The organism is Thalassolituus pacificus (assembly GCF_025318105.1).
In the GTDB taxonomy this organism is placed as follows: Bacteria; Pseudomonadota; Gammaproteobacteria; order Pseudomonadales; family Oceanobacteraceae; genus Venatoribacter; species Venatoribacter pacificus.
Window position 1 is genome coordinate 15419 of the sequence record NZ_JAOANI010000007.1, and the last position, 15810, is coordinate 31228.

Genomic DNA, 15810 nt, shown 5'->3' on the forward strand with positions numbered 1-15810 from the left:
TATGGCCTCAAACAGCTTTATTCAGCGCAAAGTCACCAAAACAGCCACTCTGAATCTGACCTCGCTGATGGATATTTTTACTATCCTGGTGTTCTTCCTGCTGATGAATACCGGCGAAAGTCAGGAGTTGGCCAAAGCCAATTTCGTCAAGCTGCCGGACTCCAATGCCGACGGCGCTCTGCATGGACAACTGGTGATTAACGTCGCTCAGGATTCCATCATGATCGACAACCAGAATATTGTCGCCGTCAGCGACGTTGATCGCCGGCCGGGTGAAGTAAACAAACCGCTGGGCGAAGCGTTAAAAGCCTTTGCCGAAGAAAGCGGTGAGTTAACGGAGGTCGAACAGAAAATTGGCCGCTCCGTCACCATCATGGGCGATCAGAGTGTGCCGTACGATTTATTAAAAGCGGTGATGACTACCTGCAGTGCCTACGGATTCCGTGATGTTTCTTTGGCCGTTAATCAGGTGGCCGCCAGTGTACTGACCGGCGGAGGACAGTAATATGTCAGCCAGCGCTCAGTTTGTTTCATTGCAGCTTGATCTGCCGTGGAGCGTTAATGAAGACAATAACCAACGCTTTATCCGCCAGGTTAAACGCCTGGCCATTGTGCTATTGGTGTTGTTTATTGCCGTGCCTTTTTTACCGACCTGGGATGTGCATTTCAGCGATATAGAACAGGCTCCGGTGGTGCGCACCAAAGTGATGCTGGAACCACCGAAAATGCCGGAGCAATCAAAGCCGGTACAGGAAGTGGCGCCGCCACCACCGCCAAAACCCAAGCCAAAACCACAGGAAGCGGTTACTGCTGCCGACCGGCCACAGCCCAAAGCCGGAGGCAAAGCACCGGCTCAGGCACTGGCTGCTCTGTCATCGCTGAACACCATGCAAAACAAAGTGGATGTCAGTAAATTACAGAATAAAAATTTGTCGGAAAAAGGGGGGCAGGCAAAAGCCAATACCCGCTCCAGTCTGGGTCAGGAGAACCTGAACAGCAGCGGCGGCCTGAAAAACGCCGACATGGATATGCAGGTAAAAGGTGCCGCTCTGGCGCAGCATCAGGGTACCGCAATCGACAGTCCGATTGCTTATCTCGATTTACCGGATGAAGGTGGCAGCTACAGCGAAGGGGCCCGCGGCCGACGTGATATGGAAAGCATTCGCCGCACCATCGAAAATACCAAAGGCAGCGTGTATGCACTGTACGCCAAAGCCTTACGTCAGCATCCGGATCTGAGCGGCAAGTTTGTGTTTGAACTGGTGGTCGAGCCTGACGGTACCGTATCGCGGCTGAGATTAATCCGCAGCGATCTGAGCATGCCGGACCTTGAGCAAAAAATGCTGGCTAAAGTATCGGGCATTAACTTTGGTGAAGACAAAGTTGCACCCACCAAAGTGCAGTACACCTTTGTACTGATTCCGAGCTGAACAGCATTGTTAGAATAATTCTCTCCGTATCCTTTTTTACGGGGAGATTTACTCTGCCGAATCCTCTTTGGGCAACATTTCAGTTACGTAAAAAACAGAAAGAAGATATATCGGGCCGTTCATTTAAAACGGCTTAATTGGTGTATTTTCTGATTGGTCAGACAGCGCCTTGGCAAATAAAAAAGCGCAATAAAACCCGCATATAACCTGACTTCGCTTAACCCTCTCTGACAAATCAGTACTGGTTCACAATATCGGAAACGGCCCTCTTTGCCCTCAGTACTTTGTGACCATGTTCCATCTTCCCATTTAACAAAATGACACAATAGCGATGCCCAACTTCGGGTCCGGATATCTCTGACGATTATCTGGTGTAGGTGCCCGGCACGGCAGTCTGTTTTTGAGAGTGTCTCCGGTTTTAAGTTCAAGGGTGAGCAATAATGAAATCAGCTGTAATTAAATTCTGTTCTTCTGGCGTACTGTGCGGCAGCCTGCTGCTGGCGGGCTGTGGTGAAGATCTTGGCGTTGATCCGAAAATCAACGAAGGTGACACCACCTTTACCAACGATATTCCTTTTGCCTATGTACAGCGAACGCTGAGCAGCACAGCAGATTCTTCTGCCCAGGCTTATCAGGCAGGAGCACAGCTGATTATCCGTGAGCGCGTCTCGTCCAACGCCACCGATAAAGAAATTCTGGCCAAGGCCATTGGCAGCAATCACTACGATGTTAAAGACCTGAACGTCTCACCCGACGGTCGCTTTCTGATTTTTGCTGCCCGCACCCTGAATGAACAAGACAGCAGCTGGAACCTGTACGAATACGATTTTGATCAGGGCAATGTCCGCCGCATCATCAGCGATGACACTTTGGCCAACAGCGGACAGGATACCAACCCGGCCTATACCAACGACGCTGATATTGTTTTTTCCTCCACCCGCGGACAAAACAACGATAGCGCATCCGTACTGTTTAAAATGGCCCGTGATGGCAGCGACCTGACCCAGCTCACCAGCGGCAGTGTTTACGACTACAAGCCAACCATGATGACCGATGGCACCCTGGTCTTTATCCGTATTGGTTCCGGTTCTGAAACCGCCGTTTGCGAAAATGACAGCAACAAACTGCAACCGACCAGCATCAGCGCCAGCCGTTGCGTCAATGCCAACGGTGTCGTTGCCGCCAGTAAAAAATACAGTTTATTACGCCTGAACAACGACAACAGCGAGCCGGAAGAGTTGGCCAGCGGCGAAATTCCGCTCGGCAGTGCCGAAGCCAGCCTGCAATTAATGAACGTTGTGCAAGATGCCGATGGTCACCTTGGCGCACTCATCAAACACCAGAACCACAGCCTGATGGGCGGTGATGTTATTACCATTACCGGGGGCCAGCAGGCCAACACCGTGTTTGCCGGTTTATCACCGGAGTCTTATACCGGCGGTAAAGTAAACGTCTATCCCGAACAGATTTCCCGTGGCGGTTGGTACAGCGCTTTCTGGCCTTACCGTGATGGCAGCGGGCGCATGCTGATCAGCTGGACTCAGTGTCTGAGCCAAAAAAGTGGTCTGACGGATACCTGCAGTGACAGCACCGACTTTGATTCGGTCAGCGCCCGCTATGGTGTATGGACTTACGACCCGGCAAGCAACACCCGCCAGCCGGTCATTAATGGTAAATCCGGTGTGGTCTATACCGAACTGGCGGTTGCTTATCCGTATCAGGGCAGCAATCTGAATTTTGCACCAGTAACTCCTGACCCGACCGATCCAACTGACCCGACCGATCCGACTGATCCGACTGATCCGACTGATCCGACTGATCCGACTGATCCAACTGATCCAACTGATCCAACTGATCCAACTGATCCGACTGATCCGACTGATCCGACTGATCCGACTGATCCGACTGATCCGACTGATCCGACTGATCCGACTGATCCGACTGATCCGACTGATCCTACTGATCCTACTGATCCTACTGATCCTACTGATCCTACTGATCCTACTGATCCGACCGATCCGACCGATCCGACGAATCATAAGCCGGTTGCCAATGCGGGCGCAGATATCCTGAACCGTCAGGTGGGTACGACCGTGATGTTGGATGGTGGCGCAAGTTCCGATGCTGACGGCGATGCCTTGTCTTACCGCTGGAGAGTGATCAGTTCCCCGGCAGAGACCGATGTTGAAATTCTGGCAGACCCTACGGCTCAGCAGCCTACGTTGACTCTGGTCGAGAAAGGTTTTTATGTAATTGAGCTGACAGTCAGTGACGGTAAGAGTGTCAGCGCCCCGGATACCGTCATGATTGAAGCGGTTGCTGATGACCAGATGTGTGTGCCCGGCAAATCGTTATCCATCTGGGCGGCAAAAGCCAATGAAAATAACCCGGACAAACTGGTTAAGGATGTATTCCTGGGCAATATCACCTCCTTCAAAGGGGCGAATACGCCGGATGCCAGTTACAACTACTACAGTGCTTCCGCGCATCCGACCTATGTGGGAGACGAATATAACGATGCGTTGCCACAGCCCAAAGACAGCTCGGCTCATATTTTCTTTTATGAGTCGACGGCAGAGCATGCCGCACTGGGATACAGCAATAACCCGGCGGTTAAACCTCGTGGCCAGCTAAATGACGGCGATCTTTTCCTGTACTTCTTCTTTAATAAAGATGCTGCCGGACAGAGCGATAACAAAGTGTATTTTGAAGTCTTCACCGACAACAACCTGAATGCTGCAGGCGTTCCGGTTGACCAGGTAATTCTGTCGGATGATGGTGACGAACTCGTCGCCTTCAATAATAGCGACGCTGCCGGTAAGCATTATATTGGTGACTACCAGTACTGGTACAACACCGATGGTGGAGTGGTTGGTCCGTTCCGTGGTGAAGAATTTACCATTGCTGTGCGTGCGACTTCACACAGCCCGGTGGGTGAAGACTTAACCGGAGCCAGTTTCTTCTCACGGGAAGGGACTGAATATAACTTCTTTAAGGATCCTAAAATCACGTCCTTTATCGTGACCTATAAAGAAGAGAAAAATTGCGATGATGTCGATCCGACCGATCCGACTGATCCAACTGATCCGACTGATCCGACTGATCCGACCGATCCGACTGATCCGACTGATCCGACTGATCCGACTGATCCGACCGATCCGACCGATCCGACCGATCCGACCGATCCGACTGATCCGACCGATCCGACCGATCCGACCGATCCAACTGATCCGACTGATCCTACCGATCCTACCGATCCGCAGAATGACTACGGAGTGGTGAATATCCGCAGCATTTATGAAGTCGATGGTGTTGATATGGCGGCCAGCCAGGGCGGAATTATTGCCCTGCGTGATCTGTCAGTGCATCCGTTGAGTGAACGCAGCGAACGTTTTATCCGCGTCGTCAGCGCTACCGCCAATAAAGAACTGCTGGGTTACGCCGCTGTTCAGCCGGATGGTTCCGCGCTGTTTCAGGTACCGGCCAACACCGATTTCACGCTGGAAGTGGTGAACAGCCGTCTGAAAGCACTGGCCAGCAAGAACGAGCATTATGCTTACCTGAATGCCCTGTCAGCGCACACGCTGAACGTCGCTGCCGGTGAAACCCTGCACTATCAGCAAGATTCTGAGGTCAACCCTGGGGGTGAGGCAGGCCGTGCGTTTGCCCATACCAACGCAGCGATTATTGCCCACAGCGACGGTCAGACCATGGCCGAAGCTCTGGTGGACTATCAGCAAAACCTGCCCGCAGTCAGCGCCGATATTAATTATCAGGACGTGTGGAGTCTGAGCAACGCCGCGGCCGATATTAACTACAGCTACAGCCAGCTGGATACCACCGCCCCCACCAGCAACGCCTGCATTAACCGCTGGGATAAAGACTGCCGTGCCCGCATCACCTACACAGACCATGTGCAGCCGTTGTGGGAAAAAAGCGGACGCGACAACAGCGGTCGCAGCTGTGTTGCCTGCCACGACAATTCCGGCGCGACCGGATTGGATCTGACCTGGGACGGCGTGGCACTGGATAAAGCCAATATCGTGTCATACCGCGAACTGTTCAGCCCGCGTGCGAACTATATGTATCTGGCTAACCAATTCAGTCCGGTCAGCAGCAACCACTGCCGCCGTCAGCAGAAACTGCCGTTTGTTGAACAACCCGGCAACGACTGCTTTACCTGCTACAGCCGTGTACTGATGTCCGAGCTGGGCGCGCTGGAATCGGCTAACTTTTTTGAACTGTTCGCCAACGACCCGGATCACAACGCCTACCTGTTTAACCCAGACGAAAACACGCCACGGGTTAACCACAGCAATATGCTCAATGCAGAAGAGCTGCGTTTAATCAGTGAGTGGCTGGATGCCGGAGCGCAGGTGCAGTAAGCAATCCTGCTGCAAATAACGAGCAATAAAAAAGGGCCTCCGTTGAGGCCCTTTTTTTATTTCTGCACCTGGCTGCTCGCTCACGCAGTTTGTCATCTGGCCGACATCTGGCTCCCACGCTCTGCGACACCTGGCTCCCACGCTCTGCGAAATCTGGCTCCCACGCTCTGCGTGGTAGTCTGGCCTGCCACTTATCGCCGGTGCGTTAAGTCTTACAGCAAACCAAGCAACACAAATACCGCCAAGCCAGCGCCACTCAATGCCAGCGTTTTGTTTTTCAGCATTTGGGATGTTCTGGTGGGCTGTGCCCACCCTACTTGTTTGTCATCTGGCTCCCACGCTCTGCGTGGTAGTCTGGCCTGCCGCTTATCGCCGGTGCGTTAAGTCTTACAGCAAACCAAGCAACACAAATACCGCCAAACCCGCACCGCTTAATACCAGCGTTTTGTTTTTCAGCATCGGTGATTGCAGGCCCAGATACAGACCACTGGCCATAATCAGCACCAGAGCAATGGCGAATAATTTTTCCAGCCATTTAAACAGTGAAGGGCCATGGCCTTTATGTAATTCCATCAACGCCGCCTGTAAATCCGGCTCGCCCCGTTTAATCACAATATTATCGCCTTGCTGTTGCAGCAGATAGTGTTCACGGCTGGTCGGGCGGGTATAGAAACTGCTGCCCTTGTCTTTTACATATTCAAAACGACTGTCGATACCTGCGCTTTTTAAGACCGCCTGAACATCGTCACTCAGCGTCGGGCTTTTTGCGCTCAGCGTCACACCATCAACCTGGCCAACGTCGGTATAAGTGGTATTGCCTTTTACGCCGAACAAATACAGTCCGCCGGAAATCGCCATAATAATGATTATCGGTGCGAAGAAAGATGCCAGATACAAATGTACCGACACCAGCATTTTACGCGCTATAAGAGCCGCCATTAGAAATCTCCTGATCGTTGAGTGATCCGATAATTATCCTCCGCGCTATAGGGCTTTGCATGTAAAGAATCGTAGAAGCAAACGGTCCCGTAGGTCGGACTGGCTATTTCTTGACCTGCAACAAGCCTGTAATCGAAGTGCTTCTGATTCCGTAACGTGACGTGCGCATAAAAAACCGGAATTCCCGTTGAGGAACTCCGGCAAAGGTCACACCCTCAGGTGTTTTAACAATCTGCAAAAATCAGGCGGCTTTCGCTGTTTTCTCAAACCCGGATTTTTTCGCGGCAATCAGTTCGCGGTAATCCTGCTGCATAAATTCTTTAATACCACTGCGCTTGTTCGCTGCCATCGCCAACTCTAATTCTTCGGCCGTGGCATAGCGACGATCCCAGTCCAGTACCTTCGGTACCATAATGCGGTTCCACAGCGGTGGAATCAGTGTCAGAAAAATCGTGGTCAGATAACCATTCACCATCATCGGTGCGTCCTGATACGAGCGCAGTTTATGGAAAGGAACATCGCCTTCGGCATGGTGGTGAGAATGACGAGTCAGGTTAAAGGTTGCCCAGGAGCTGACGCGCTTATTGGTATTCCAGCTGTGATATGGCTGTACCGGCGTTTTCGGGTTACGCACCATGCCGTAGTGTTCCATAAAATTCACAATTTCCAGAAACGCTTTGGCAATCAGCGCCGAGGCGGTAAAAACCAGCACTCCGATCCAGCCCGCCATGGCAAAGGCGGCAATTTCCAGCAGCAATGACATTAATAAACCACGGATATACAGATTATGGTGGCTGAATACCGGCAGGCGTTTTTTCTGCAGGCGCTGCTTTTCCAGTTTCCAGGCACTGATATTCCCTTTCCAGGTGGAAGCCAGAATGTGGAAGTACACATTGCGGCCACGCGGGGCGGTCGCCGGATCACCGACGGTGCTGACATAAATATGGTGGCCGTAAACATGCTCAATAGAGAAACCGGTATCCCAGCTGAACGCCAGCAACCAGCGGCCGATAAACATCGCTACCGGGTCCCAGGTACGGTGCGTTAATTCGTGGCCGACAATGGTGCCCACCACCGACGACAACAGACCGCAGCTGAGAATCGCCACCGCATATTGCAGCAACGTATTATCGGCGCGCGCCGCAGCGGCGTCATAGCCGGTCAGCTGCTGCACAAACGCGCCATACCCCAGCACATCAATATCAGCGACCGTCCACACCATTAAAAAATTCATCGCAAAAATCAGCACCAGCGATGAGTACAACTGCAGATTAAGAATCCACTCATGGCCGTATACCGGCTCTACGGTATCGTCGCCAAACAACAGATCACCAAGAATGACAAAACCGGCGGCAGCGGCCAGCCCCAGATACATCCAATCGCCACCGAGTGTCAGACCGATAGCAAAGGGGATGGTTAACATATGAAACAACGTATATTTCGCGTACTTAAACATAGGAATGCTCCTGTTTTTTTATAATAAGTCAGGCGTTGGCTGCATCGGGTAATGCCGCTGCGGCACCCGACAAGTCACGGCTGTCGAGGAATTTGTCGAAGAACATGCGGTTAGGGCGCACACCGAATTTCTGGCATTCGCTCATGGCGGCATCAATCATCGGCGCCGGGCCACACAGATAAACCTGACTGTCTGCAGCAATGCGCCCTTCGATGGCCTGGGTTACCCAGCCACGCAGGCCATCCCAGTCCGAATCTTTGGCTTCGCTGGACAGCACCGGGACAAATTCGAACGGCCCGGCCCAGTCATCCACCAGCTGCTGAATCTCATCCTGGCAATACAGATCCTGCTGCGTACGGGCGCCAAACAGCAGCGTCACCGGACGGCGGGATTGCTCTGCCACGCCCTGACGCAAAATGCTCAGCAACGGTGCCAGACCGCTGCCACCGGCAATGGCAAAAATCGGCGTGTCATCCGGGCGCAGCCAGAAATCGCCCAGCGGCCCCTCCACCTGCACCGCACTGCCAATGCATGCACTGTCCTGCAGCAGCGGTGATAACGCGCCACCGGGAATATGGCGGATAAAAAATTCCAGCTCTTTACTGCCTCCGGCGGCACAGGTTCCGGCAAACGAATACGAACGCGCAGGAGCATTAATCCCTGTCAGACTTAACTGCGCGTACTGACCGGGAGTAAATGTCAGCGCTTTATCCAGTGTTATGGTCAGAGCGCTGATATCGTGGGTGAGTGCCCGGACAGCGCTGATGACACCGGATACGGTTTGCAGCGGATGATCCGGACTGCGGTCATCCCAGTCAGGAATATTCAGCAGCAGATCGGTTTTAGGCACACTTTGGCAGGCGAGAATGTAGCGATTATCAAGATCGTCAGCGCTCAGCACATAAGCGCTTTCGGTTAATTCTTTGACTTTGCCCTGCTGCAGCTGACACTTACAGGCAGCACAGCCCCCCACACGGCAACTGTGAGGAAAACGGATGCCCTCACGCAGGGCTGCCTGCAAAATGGTTTCTCCCGCTTCAGCGGTAAAACTCTGATGCGTACTGGCAAGGGTGACTTGTCGGGCTTTCTTGCTAAAAAATGACAGCATGACCAAATGACCTTTATTGTTTTATTAGCTGCGCATTCACCTGTCGGGAAGCACAGTGGACAGGCATCAGTCTATGCGCGGCGGGATTTCCGGGTTACAGCAGCACCAGACAGAGAATGGTCATCTGGGGCCAGCAATCTGGTCACCCCGACCGGGCGGAGTAAGATGAAGGAATGAAAACAGCACAGTCAGATACTTCCATACAACTGCCCATCAACTACCTGCGCAACCTGCTTGATCTGGTGGCCGGACGTGGTGGTGATGGTGTACAGATGATGCAACGCAGCGGACTAAGCCCTGAGTTGATCGATGCCATCGAAGGCCAGATCAGTTGGGAGCAGTTCAGTGGCGCGCTGCGCGAAAGCCGCAACGAAATTGATGAACCCGGTCTGGGTCTCTATTTAGGCAGTCAGCTGACCATCACCACTCACGGCCTGCTCGGGCTGGCAGCGATGAGCAGCCCGACACTGGGCGATGCCGCCCGGCTGGCCTGTCAGTACGTAGCAACACGAACGCCACTGGTATCATTGCAACTGGAAAAGAAAGGCCTGCAGGTATCGCTGACCATGGATGAGCTGTATGCGCTGGGCGATATCCGCGCCACCTTTCTTGAAACCCTCACCGTCACGCTGCTGGCCGTGATTGATTTTGTCTCCGGCGGGCAGGCGCGGGTCAGCCAGGTAAACTTTGCCTTCCAGACGCCGGAATACAGCTCACTGTACGAAGCCTTTTTCCCCTGCCCGGTGCGTTTTAATCAGGAACAGAATCAGATTATTCTGCCCGCTGAAGACCTGAGCATCAGCTCACGCCTGGCCGATATTCAGGTACAGCGTCAGGCCGCGCAGCAATGCGAGCAGCAATTAAAACAGTGGCAGGAAAGGCAGAAATTATCCGGTCAGATACGCCTGATGCTGGGCCGGGCCAAAGGCCGTTTTCCGGGATTTGAACAGGTCGCCGACGAGCTGTCGCTGTCACCACGCACCCTGCGCCGGCGACTGGCCGACGAAGGCACCAGCTATCAGGAATTACTGGAAATCTGGCGTGAAGAAATGGCTCATCAGTATCTGTTAACCACCCACCTCAGCGTGCAGCAGATCAGCTACCTGCTGGGTTATAACGATCCGGCGAATTTCGGCCGCGCCTTCCGTAAACGTAACGATGGGATTTCGCCGCTGCGCTTCCGCCAGCAGGGTGAGAGCATCAATACTGGTAGCGATTCACCGAGTCACTGAACTGGCCGGCACTGCTGCGCAGCGCCGATGAGGTATCGTCCAGCGTTCTGCTGATACGTTCGCTTTCCTGGCTGATGCCATGCACATCCGTTACCAGCGTATTCACCTGCTGCGATAACTGCGCCTGCTGCCCGGCGGAATGTGCAATCTCTTCATTCAGGCGGGTAATGCCTTCCACCGCCTGCACCAAAGCTTCGAGCGACTGTAATGTCAGCGCCGATTGTTCAGCATTACCACTGGCGGTTTCTGAGTACTGACGCAGCTCCTGCGCAGAGCGCTCGGCTTCGTTCTGTAATTTACCGATTTCAGCCTGAATATTACCGGTCGCATCCTGGGTACGCTGCGCCAAAGCACGGACTTCATCGGCAACCACGGCAAAGCCACGGCCATTTTCTCCGGCACGCGCTGCTTCAATTGCGGCATTCAGCGCTAACAGATTGGTTTGCTCGGCAATGCTGTTAATCAGTGCGACCACCTCGCTGATGTTATGGGTCTGCAACGCGACCTGATCGGCCCGTTGCGAAGCTTCTTCCAGCTCGGACGATAAACGGCTAACGGCCGCCGCCAGTGCCTCAACCTGAGCAATGCCCTGCTGTGCATCGCTGCGGGTATCCGCCGCCGATCCGGCTCCGCGACTGGCGCTGTCCTGTGTCTGGCGGGCGTAGTCCAGCACCTGCTGCATCAGTACCGACGCCTCGCCGATCAATTGTTGCTGCTGCTGCGAGCCCTGGCGATTAGCACTGACCGCCGTATCCAGTTCCCGGCTGCGGCCGAAGACATCCTGTGCCGATTGCGCCATCAATTTAACGCTGCGCTGAAAACGATCCAGCATCTGATTAAAGGCCATGGCGGTTTCGCCTGCTTCGGTGCCGCGCTCAATTTCCGCGCGCGAACGCAGATCACCGGTGCTCACAATGTGCTGCATGGTTTTCATTGTATCCAGCCACACAGTGCGGGCACCGTGCTCCACCACATTCAGCCCCAGATCTTCTTCTTCGTCGCTGACCCGTAAGTCGTGGAACTGGCGCAGCACATAAAACACCACAAGCCCCATGCCAAATGCCCAGATAAACACAGCAAGAATCCCCTGCAGCTGTACCCAGATCTGTTCACCGCGAGGCAGATTCAGGTTCGCTTCCGGGGCAAACAATGCCAGGGCCAGCGTGCCCCAGACACCGCCAAAACCGTGCACTGCAATGGCCCCCACCGGATCGTCCAGGCGGAGTTTATACAGCAGCAGATATTCCGCGGTGTAGACAATCAGTGCGGCAACAGCGCCGATCCACAATGCACTGCCGGGACCAACAAAGGCACAGCCTGCGGTAATTCCGACCAGCCCGGCGAGAATCCCGTTTAACGCTTTTTCCACCGCAACCTTGCCGCTGTTTAACAGGCTGCTGAGCAACAGCGCCACCAGCCCGCCACTGCAGCCCGCAAGTACGGTATTTACGATAATCAGCGCCACCGCACCATCGGCCTTCAGGGTTGAGCCGCCATTAAACCCAAACCAGCCAAACCAGAGAATGAACACCCCCAGAGTCGACAACAACAGATTGTGACCGGGAATTTCCTGCACATCGCCCTGCTCGTTAAAGCGCCCCTTGCGCGCCCCCAGAGCAATCACTCCGGCCAGCGCCACCCAGCCACCCACCGAATGCACCACCGTCGAACCGGCAAAATCCATAAAGCCACGACTCTCAAGCCAGCCGCTGGTATCGCCCAACAAGGCGCTGCCCCAGATCCAATGGCCAGATACCGGGTAAATCAAAGCACTGATGGCAACCGAGATAATCAGATAGGCATTAAATTTCATGCGCTCCGCCACCGCTCCCGCCACAATCGTGGCAGCGGTGCCGACAAACATCGCCTGAAACAGGAAGAAAGCATAATCCGCGGGTGTCGACAGCAGGCTGCCAAAAAATCCGCCGCTGCCCACCAACCCGCTATGACCCAAACCGAACATCAACGCAAAACCGGCCATCCAGAACGACAACACCGCCGCCAGGAAATCGCTGACGTTCTTAACCGCCACGTTATAACTGTTTTTTGCCCGCACCATGCCCGACTCCAGCATGGTGAAACCGGCCTGCATAAAAAACACCAGCCCAGCCGCCAATAACACCCAGATGAGGTCCAGTAATTCATTCGGACTCATCAGCGCTTCGTCCCCGGCCAGAGCCCCGGCAGAGCAGAGCAGCAGGTAGAGGAACGCAATCAGATGTTGATAAAGACGTGGCATAGTCCATCTCCGGCAAGCAGGGTTAAAGCGTTAGCTGCTAACCAGTGTAGACAGAATGCCGATACCGACAGGAAAAAACCGGGGAGATATCATCCTTTAAAATGAGCAATATCATCACTCTGGAAATGCAGAAAAGACGGATAAAAAAGAGGGATACTCTGCCCAAAAAACTTCACCGATGATCGGGGCATCGCCATTAACAGTAATAAATTATGCTGAGGATCCTGTGTAAAAAACACCGTAAAAATGGCTGACACCATGATTAATGACCGACGCAGCCATTAATCACAGTCAACGGTAATCATCAGCTGTCTGCGCTTTCCGTCAGTGCTTTTTCTGCTGCGCGTGCCGCCTGAAATGCCACCACACTGTCACGCTGTACAGAAGAGAACATACCCTTCATTCGCTCCAGTTCATCAGTCGGCATGATATTCATCGCGGCGAATTTTTCGGCAGAAAATAACGCAAAATGTCCTTCCGCTTTGGCCGCCACCTGGCCTTTGGCATTACGTAACTCGGCCGCCAGAACAACCTGACGGTCATTTTTCTGTTCGGCAATAAAACCATAAACACTGACCGGCTCGCCGATACGGACCGGCAGTTTAAAACGCACTTTAATATCGCGCGTCAGCAAAAACTGATTGAGCAGATACATGCCCGCCCAGCCCATCACCTCATCCAGAACCGTCGTGATAACACCACCATGCGCGAGGTTACTCCAACCACGCAGATGACCGGGAATAACCAGATCAGAACGTACCTGCTGTTCATTGGTATAGAAGCGCATTTTCAACCCCTGATGATTGTGCTGCCCACAACCAAAACACTCATGGGCAATATTGGTCATCGGTCGCCATTCGCTTTCACTCATCTGCAAACTCCTGTCTCCGCTACATGAATACAAACACGGGAATAACCATCGCCGTAAACATCAGGCTGCCCGTTATTGCTGCATAACGCTATCGTCACACCGGTAAGATAACAACCGATTGTTACCGTCCTCATAACCGGTTGATACTGAGTTTCCTCACAAGAAAGAGTATCCGCAGCGGTCTGCCTGTCCTGAAAACAACACTTGCCAATTAGTTCACATGTAAAGTATATTTAGTTCACATATGAAATAAATGCGCATTCGGGTCATTACCAATGGATAAACGTCTTTTCTATCTGCTCAACAGCGCCCGCCAGCGGGTATACAAATACGCCGATCAGAAGGCCGAAGAATCGCTGGGCATTTCCGTTACTCAACTCGGCGCACTGATGCTGATTGCCACCAATGAAGGCTGCCTGCTGAAGGATTTGGCGCACAGTCTGAACCTGAATAATTCGGCCCTGACCGGTCTGGCGGCACGAATGGAACATAACGGCCTGATAGAACGCCGCGCCTGTGAGCAGGATGGCCGCGCTTCGCGTCTTTATCTGACCCTGCTCGGACGCAGCAAGATCGACAGCGCCAGGCCGCTGATCAGCCAGCTGAATGCCGCCATGACGGAAGGTTTTAATGAGCAGGAAGTTCAGGTCATCCTGCGTTTTCTGAACCGCTTACTGAACGAATTCTGAGCAGCTGCCGGAGATGAATATCATGCAAAAAATACCCTTAACAACCAATAACGGACGCCTGCTCAGTGCGCGCGTATTTAGCGCCACCAAGCCTCGTTCGGTCGTTGTCGTCGCCGGCGCGATGGGTGTGCCTCAGGGCTGCTATGAAAAGTTTGCGCATTTTCTCTGTGAGCAGGGCCACAGCGTGATTACCTTTGACTACTTCGGTACCGGAGAATCATTGCAGACACCTCTGCGCCACTGCCAGACCAATATCAGCGACTGGGGCGAAGAAGACTGCACCGCCATTATCCGCTTCGCGCGGGATTATTTCCCCGGCCTGAAATTACAGTGGATCGGCCACAGTGTTGGCGGCCAGTTGCTGGGAATGATTCCCGCCGTGAATCAGATTGATCAGGCCATTACCGTGGCCTCCGGCAGCGGTTACTGGCGCGAAAATTCACCACCGACCAAACGCGTGGCCTGGCTGCTTTGGTATTTCATCGCACCATTAAGCGTACCGCTGGCCGGTTATTTTCCCGGTGCCCGATTAAACATGGTCGGCGATCTGCCCGCCAATGTGATGCGCCAGTGGCGACGCTGGTGCCTGAACCGCGAATACGCCGTGGGCGCCGAAGGTGAAGCTATGCGCGCACGCTTTGCCAGTGTCACGGTTCCGATCACCTCGGTTGCCTTCAGTGACGATGAAATGATGTCCCGGCGCAATATCGAATCGCTGCACAGTTTTTATCAGAACTCACCACGCACCATGATCCGTCTGAAACCGGCGGATATCGGTGAAAAGAAAATCGGCCATCTGGGCTGGTTCCGCGAGCGCTACCGCGATTCCGTCTGGGCCGGTCAGTTACTGCCGCTACTGCAATAAGTTTTACCGTTAATTCACCACGATAATTCACCGCAATAACTCACCCAAATAAGAGAGAGAAAACGATGAGCCAGTTTTTAAAAATGTTTGAACAGTTGGGCGCACAACAATTTTCGGCCGGTATCGGCATGGTCGCTCCGTATTTTTCCACCATTGATCCGGAAGTCACCGAACTGCGTCCGGGCTACGCCAGTATGATTCTGCGCAACCAGAAAAAAGTGCATAACCATATTGGTACTGTGCATGCGATTGCCATGTGCAACGCGGCAGAATTAATGGCCGGTATTGTGACTGATGCCAGCATCCCGGCTGGCGCACGCTGGATTCCGGCGGGTATGAGCGTGAAATATGTGGCCAAAGCCAAAACCGATTTAAAGGTTGAGTCCGATTGCAGCGCGGTGGATTTTTCCCAACCCGGAGAAGTGCATATTCCGGTCGCCGCATACGACGACCAGAACACGCTGTGTTTTACCGCCGACATCACCATGAATGTGAAGCATGCCTGAAGCTTATCCTAGTATCAACTTTGAACCGCGACAGTAGCTCCTAAATTCCATAGTACACCTCCTCTGGTGTTTTGTAGTTGAGTCGTTTTC

The 15810-nt window shown here is 53.3% G+C and carries 12 protein-coding genes; 7 read left to right on the forward strand and 5 right to left on the reverse strand.

Annotation, left to right across the window (positions count from 1 at the left end; genetic code table 11):
- Position 1: 1 nt before the first annotated feature.
- The 3 genes from NYR02_RS01960 (at position 2) to NYR02_RS01970 (ending at position 5815) form a co-directional block, all read left to right on the forward strand.
- Positions 2–505, forward strand: coding sequence for an ExbD/TolR family protein (locus NYR02_RS01960; RefSeq protein ID WP_260974715.1), 504 nt, complete (start codon positions 2–4; stop codon positions 503–505).
- Position 506: 1 nt separating this feature from the next.
- Complete coding sequence (locus NYR02_RS01965) at positions 507–1430, forward strand: AgmX/PglI C-terminal domain-containing protein (protein ID WP_260974716.1); 924 nt, start codon at positions 507–509, stop codon at positions 1428–1430.
- Between the two features lie 440 nt (positions 1431–1870).
- On the forward strand, positions 1871–5815 hold the full coding sequence (locus NYR02_RS01970; RefSeq protein ID WP_260974717.1) for a PKD domain-containing protein: 3945 nt from the start codon (positions 1871–1873) through the stop codon (positions 5813–5815).
- A 387-nt stretch (positions 5816–6202) separates the two neighbouring features.
- Here NYR02_RS01970 and NYR02_RS01975 read toward each other — a convergent pair whose 3' ends face one another.
- The 3 genes from NYR02_RS01975 to NYR02_RS01985 form a co-directional block, all read right to left on the reverse strand.
- A complete protein-coding gene (locus tag NYR02_RS01975; RefSeq protein ID WP_260974718.1) occupies positions 6203–6754 on the reverse strand; it encodes a PepSY-associated TM helix domain-containing protein in 552 nt (183 codons plus the stop codon).
- A 241-nt stretch (positions 6755–6995) separates the two neighbouring features.
- On the reverse strand, positions 6996–8210 hold the full coding sequence (locus NYR02_RS01980; RefSeq protein ID WP_260974719.1) for an alkane 1-monooxygenase: 1215 nt from the start codon (positions 8208–8210) through the stop codon (positions 6996–6998).
- 28 nt (positions 8211–8238) lie between these two features.
- Positions 8239–9318: a 2Fe-2S iron-sulfur cluster binding domain-containing protein gene (locus tag NYR02_RS01985; protein WP_260974720.1), complete on the reverse strand. Its 1080-nt coding sequence runs from the start codon at positions 9316–9318 to the stop codon at positions 8239–8241.
- 173 nt (positions 9319–9491) lie between these two features.
- On the opposite strand from NYR02_RS01985, the gene NYR02_RS01990 reads away from it, so the two are divergent.
- Complete coding sequence (locus tag NYR02_RS01990; protein WP_260974721.1) at positions 9492–10550, forward strand: AraC family transcriptional regulator; 1059 nt, start codon at positions 9492–9494, stop codon at positions 10548–10550.
- Here the strand turns inward: NYR02_RS01990 and amt are convergent.
- Complete coding sequence (gene amt, locus NYR02_RS01995; protein ID WP_260974722.1) at positions 10519–12789, reverse strand: ammonium transporter; 2271 nt, start codon at positions 12787–12789, stop codon at positions 10519–10521. The genes NYR02_RS01990 and amt overlap by 32 nt on opposite strands.
- 304 nt (positions 12790–13093) lie before the next feature.
- Positions 13094–13660, reverse strand: a complete 567-nt coding sequence (locus tag NYR02_RS02000; RefSeq protein ID WP_260974723.1) for a PaaI family thioesterase — start codon at positions 13658–13660, stop codon at positions 13094–13096.
- Positions 13661–13935: 275 nt separating this feature from the next.
- Here NYR02_RS02000 and NYR02_RS02005 point away from each other — a divergent pair, with 275 nt between their 5' ends.
- The 3 genes from NYR02_RS02005 to NYR02_RS02015 all read left to right on the forward strand — a co-directional run bounded on the left by NYR02_RS02005 (position 13936) and on the right by NYR02_RS02015 (position 15720).
- A complete protein-coding gene (locus NYR02_RS02005) occupies positions 13936–14349 on the forward strand; it encodes a MarR family winged helix-turn-helix transcriptional regulator (protein ID WP_260974724.1) in 414 nt (137 codons plus the stop codon).
- A 22-nt stretch (positions 14350–14371) separates the two neighbouring features.
- Entirely contained in the window at positions 14372–15214 is an 843-nt protein-coding gene (locus NYR02_RS02010) for an alpha/beta hydrolase family protein (protein ID WP_260974725.1), read from the forward strand.
- A 65-nt stretch (positions 15215–15279) separates the two neighbouring features.
- Positions 15280–15720: a hotdog fold domain-containing protein gene (locus NYR02_RS02015; RefSeq protein WP_260974726.1), complete on the forward strand. Its 441-nt coding sequence runs from the start codon at positions 15280–15282 to the stop codon at positions 15718–15720.
- Positions 15721–15810 lie beyond the last annotated feature (90 nt).

What these genes read in the sequence shown, in the direction of transcription:
- NYR02_RS01960 (WP_260974715.1), top strand. Translation starts at nt 2, where the DNA reads ATGGCCTCAAACAGCTTTATTCAGCGCAAAGTCACCAAAACAGCCACT.
- NYR02_RS01965 (WP_260974716.1), top strand. Translation starts at nt 507, where the DNA reads ATGTCAGCCAGCGCTCAGTTTGTTTCATTGCAGCTTGATCTGCCGTGG.
- NYR02_RS01970 (WP_260974717.1), top strand. Translation starts at nt 1,871, where the DNA reads ATGAAATCAGCTGTAATTAAATTCTGTTCTTCTGGCGTACTGTGCGGC.
- NYR02_RS01975 (WP_260974718.1), bottom strand. Translation starts at nt 6,754, where the DNA reads ATGGCGGCTCTTATAGCGCGTAAAATGCTGGTGTCGGTACATTTGTAT.
- NYR02_RS01980 (WP_260974719.1), bottom strand. Translation starts at nt 8,210, where the DNA reads ATGTTTAAGTACGCGAAATATACGTTGTTTCATATGTTAACCATCCCC.
- NYR02_RS01985 (WP_260974720.1), bottom strand. Translation starts at nt 9,318, where the DNA reads ATGCTGTCATTTTTTAGCAAGAAAGCCCGACAAGTCACCCTTGCCAGT.
- NYR02_RS01990 (WP_260974721.1), top strand. Translation starts at nt 9,492, where the DNA reads ATGAAAACAGCACAGTCAGATACTTCCATACAACTGCCCATCAACTAC.
- amt (WP_260974722.1), bottom strand. Translation starts at nt 12,789, where the DNA reads ATGCCACGTCTTTATCAACATCTGATTGCGTTCCTCTACCTGCTGCTC.
- NYR02_RS02000 (WP_260974723.1), bottom strand. Translation starts at nt 13,660, where the DNA reads ATGAGTGAAAGCGAATGGCGACCGATGACCAATATTGCCCATGAGTGT.
- NYR02_RS02005 (WP_260974724.1), top strand. Translation starts at nt 13,936, where the DNA reads ATGGATAAACGTCTTTTCTATCTGCTCAACAGCGCCCGCCAGCGGGTA.
- NYR02_RS02010 (WP_260974725.1), top strand. Translation starts at nt 14,372, where the DNA reads ATGCAAAAAATACCCTTAACAACCAATAACGGACGCCTGCTCAGTGCG.
- NYR02_RS02015 (WP_260974726.1), top strand. Translation starts at nt 15,280, where the DNA reads ATGAGCCAGTTTTTAAAAATGTTTGAACAGTTGGGCGCACAACAATTT.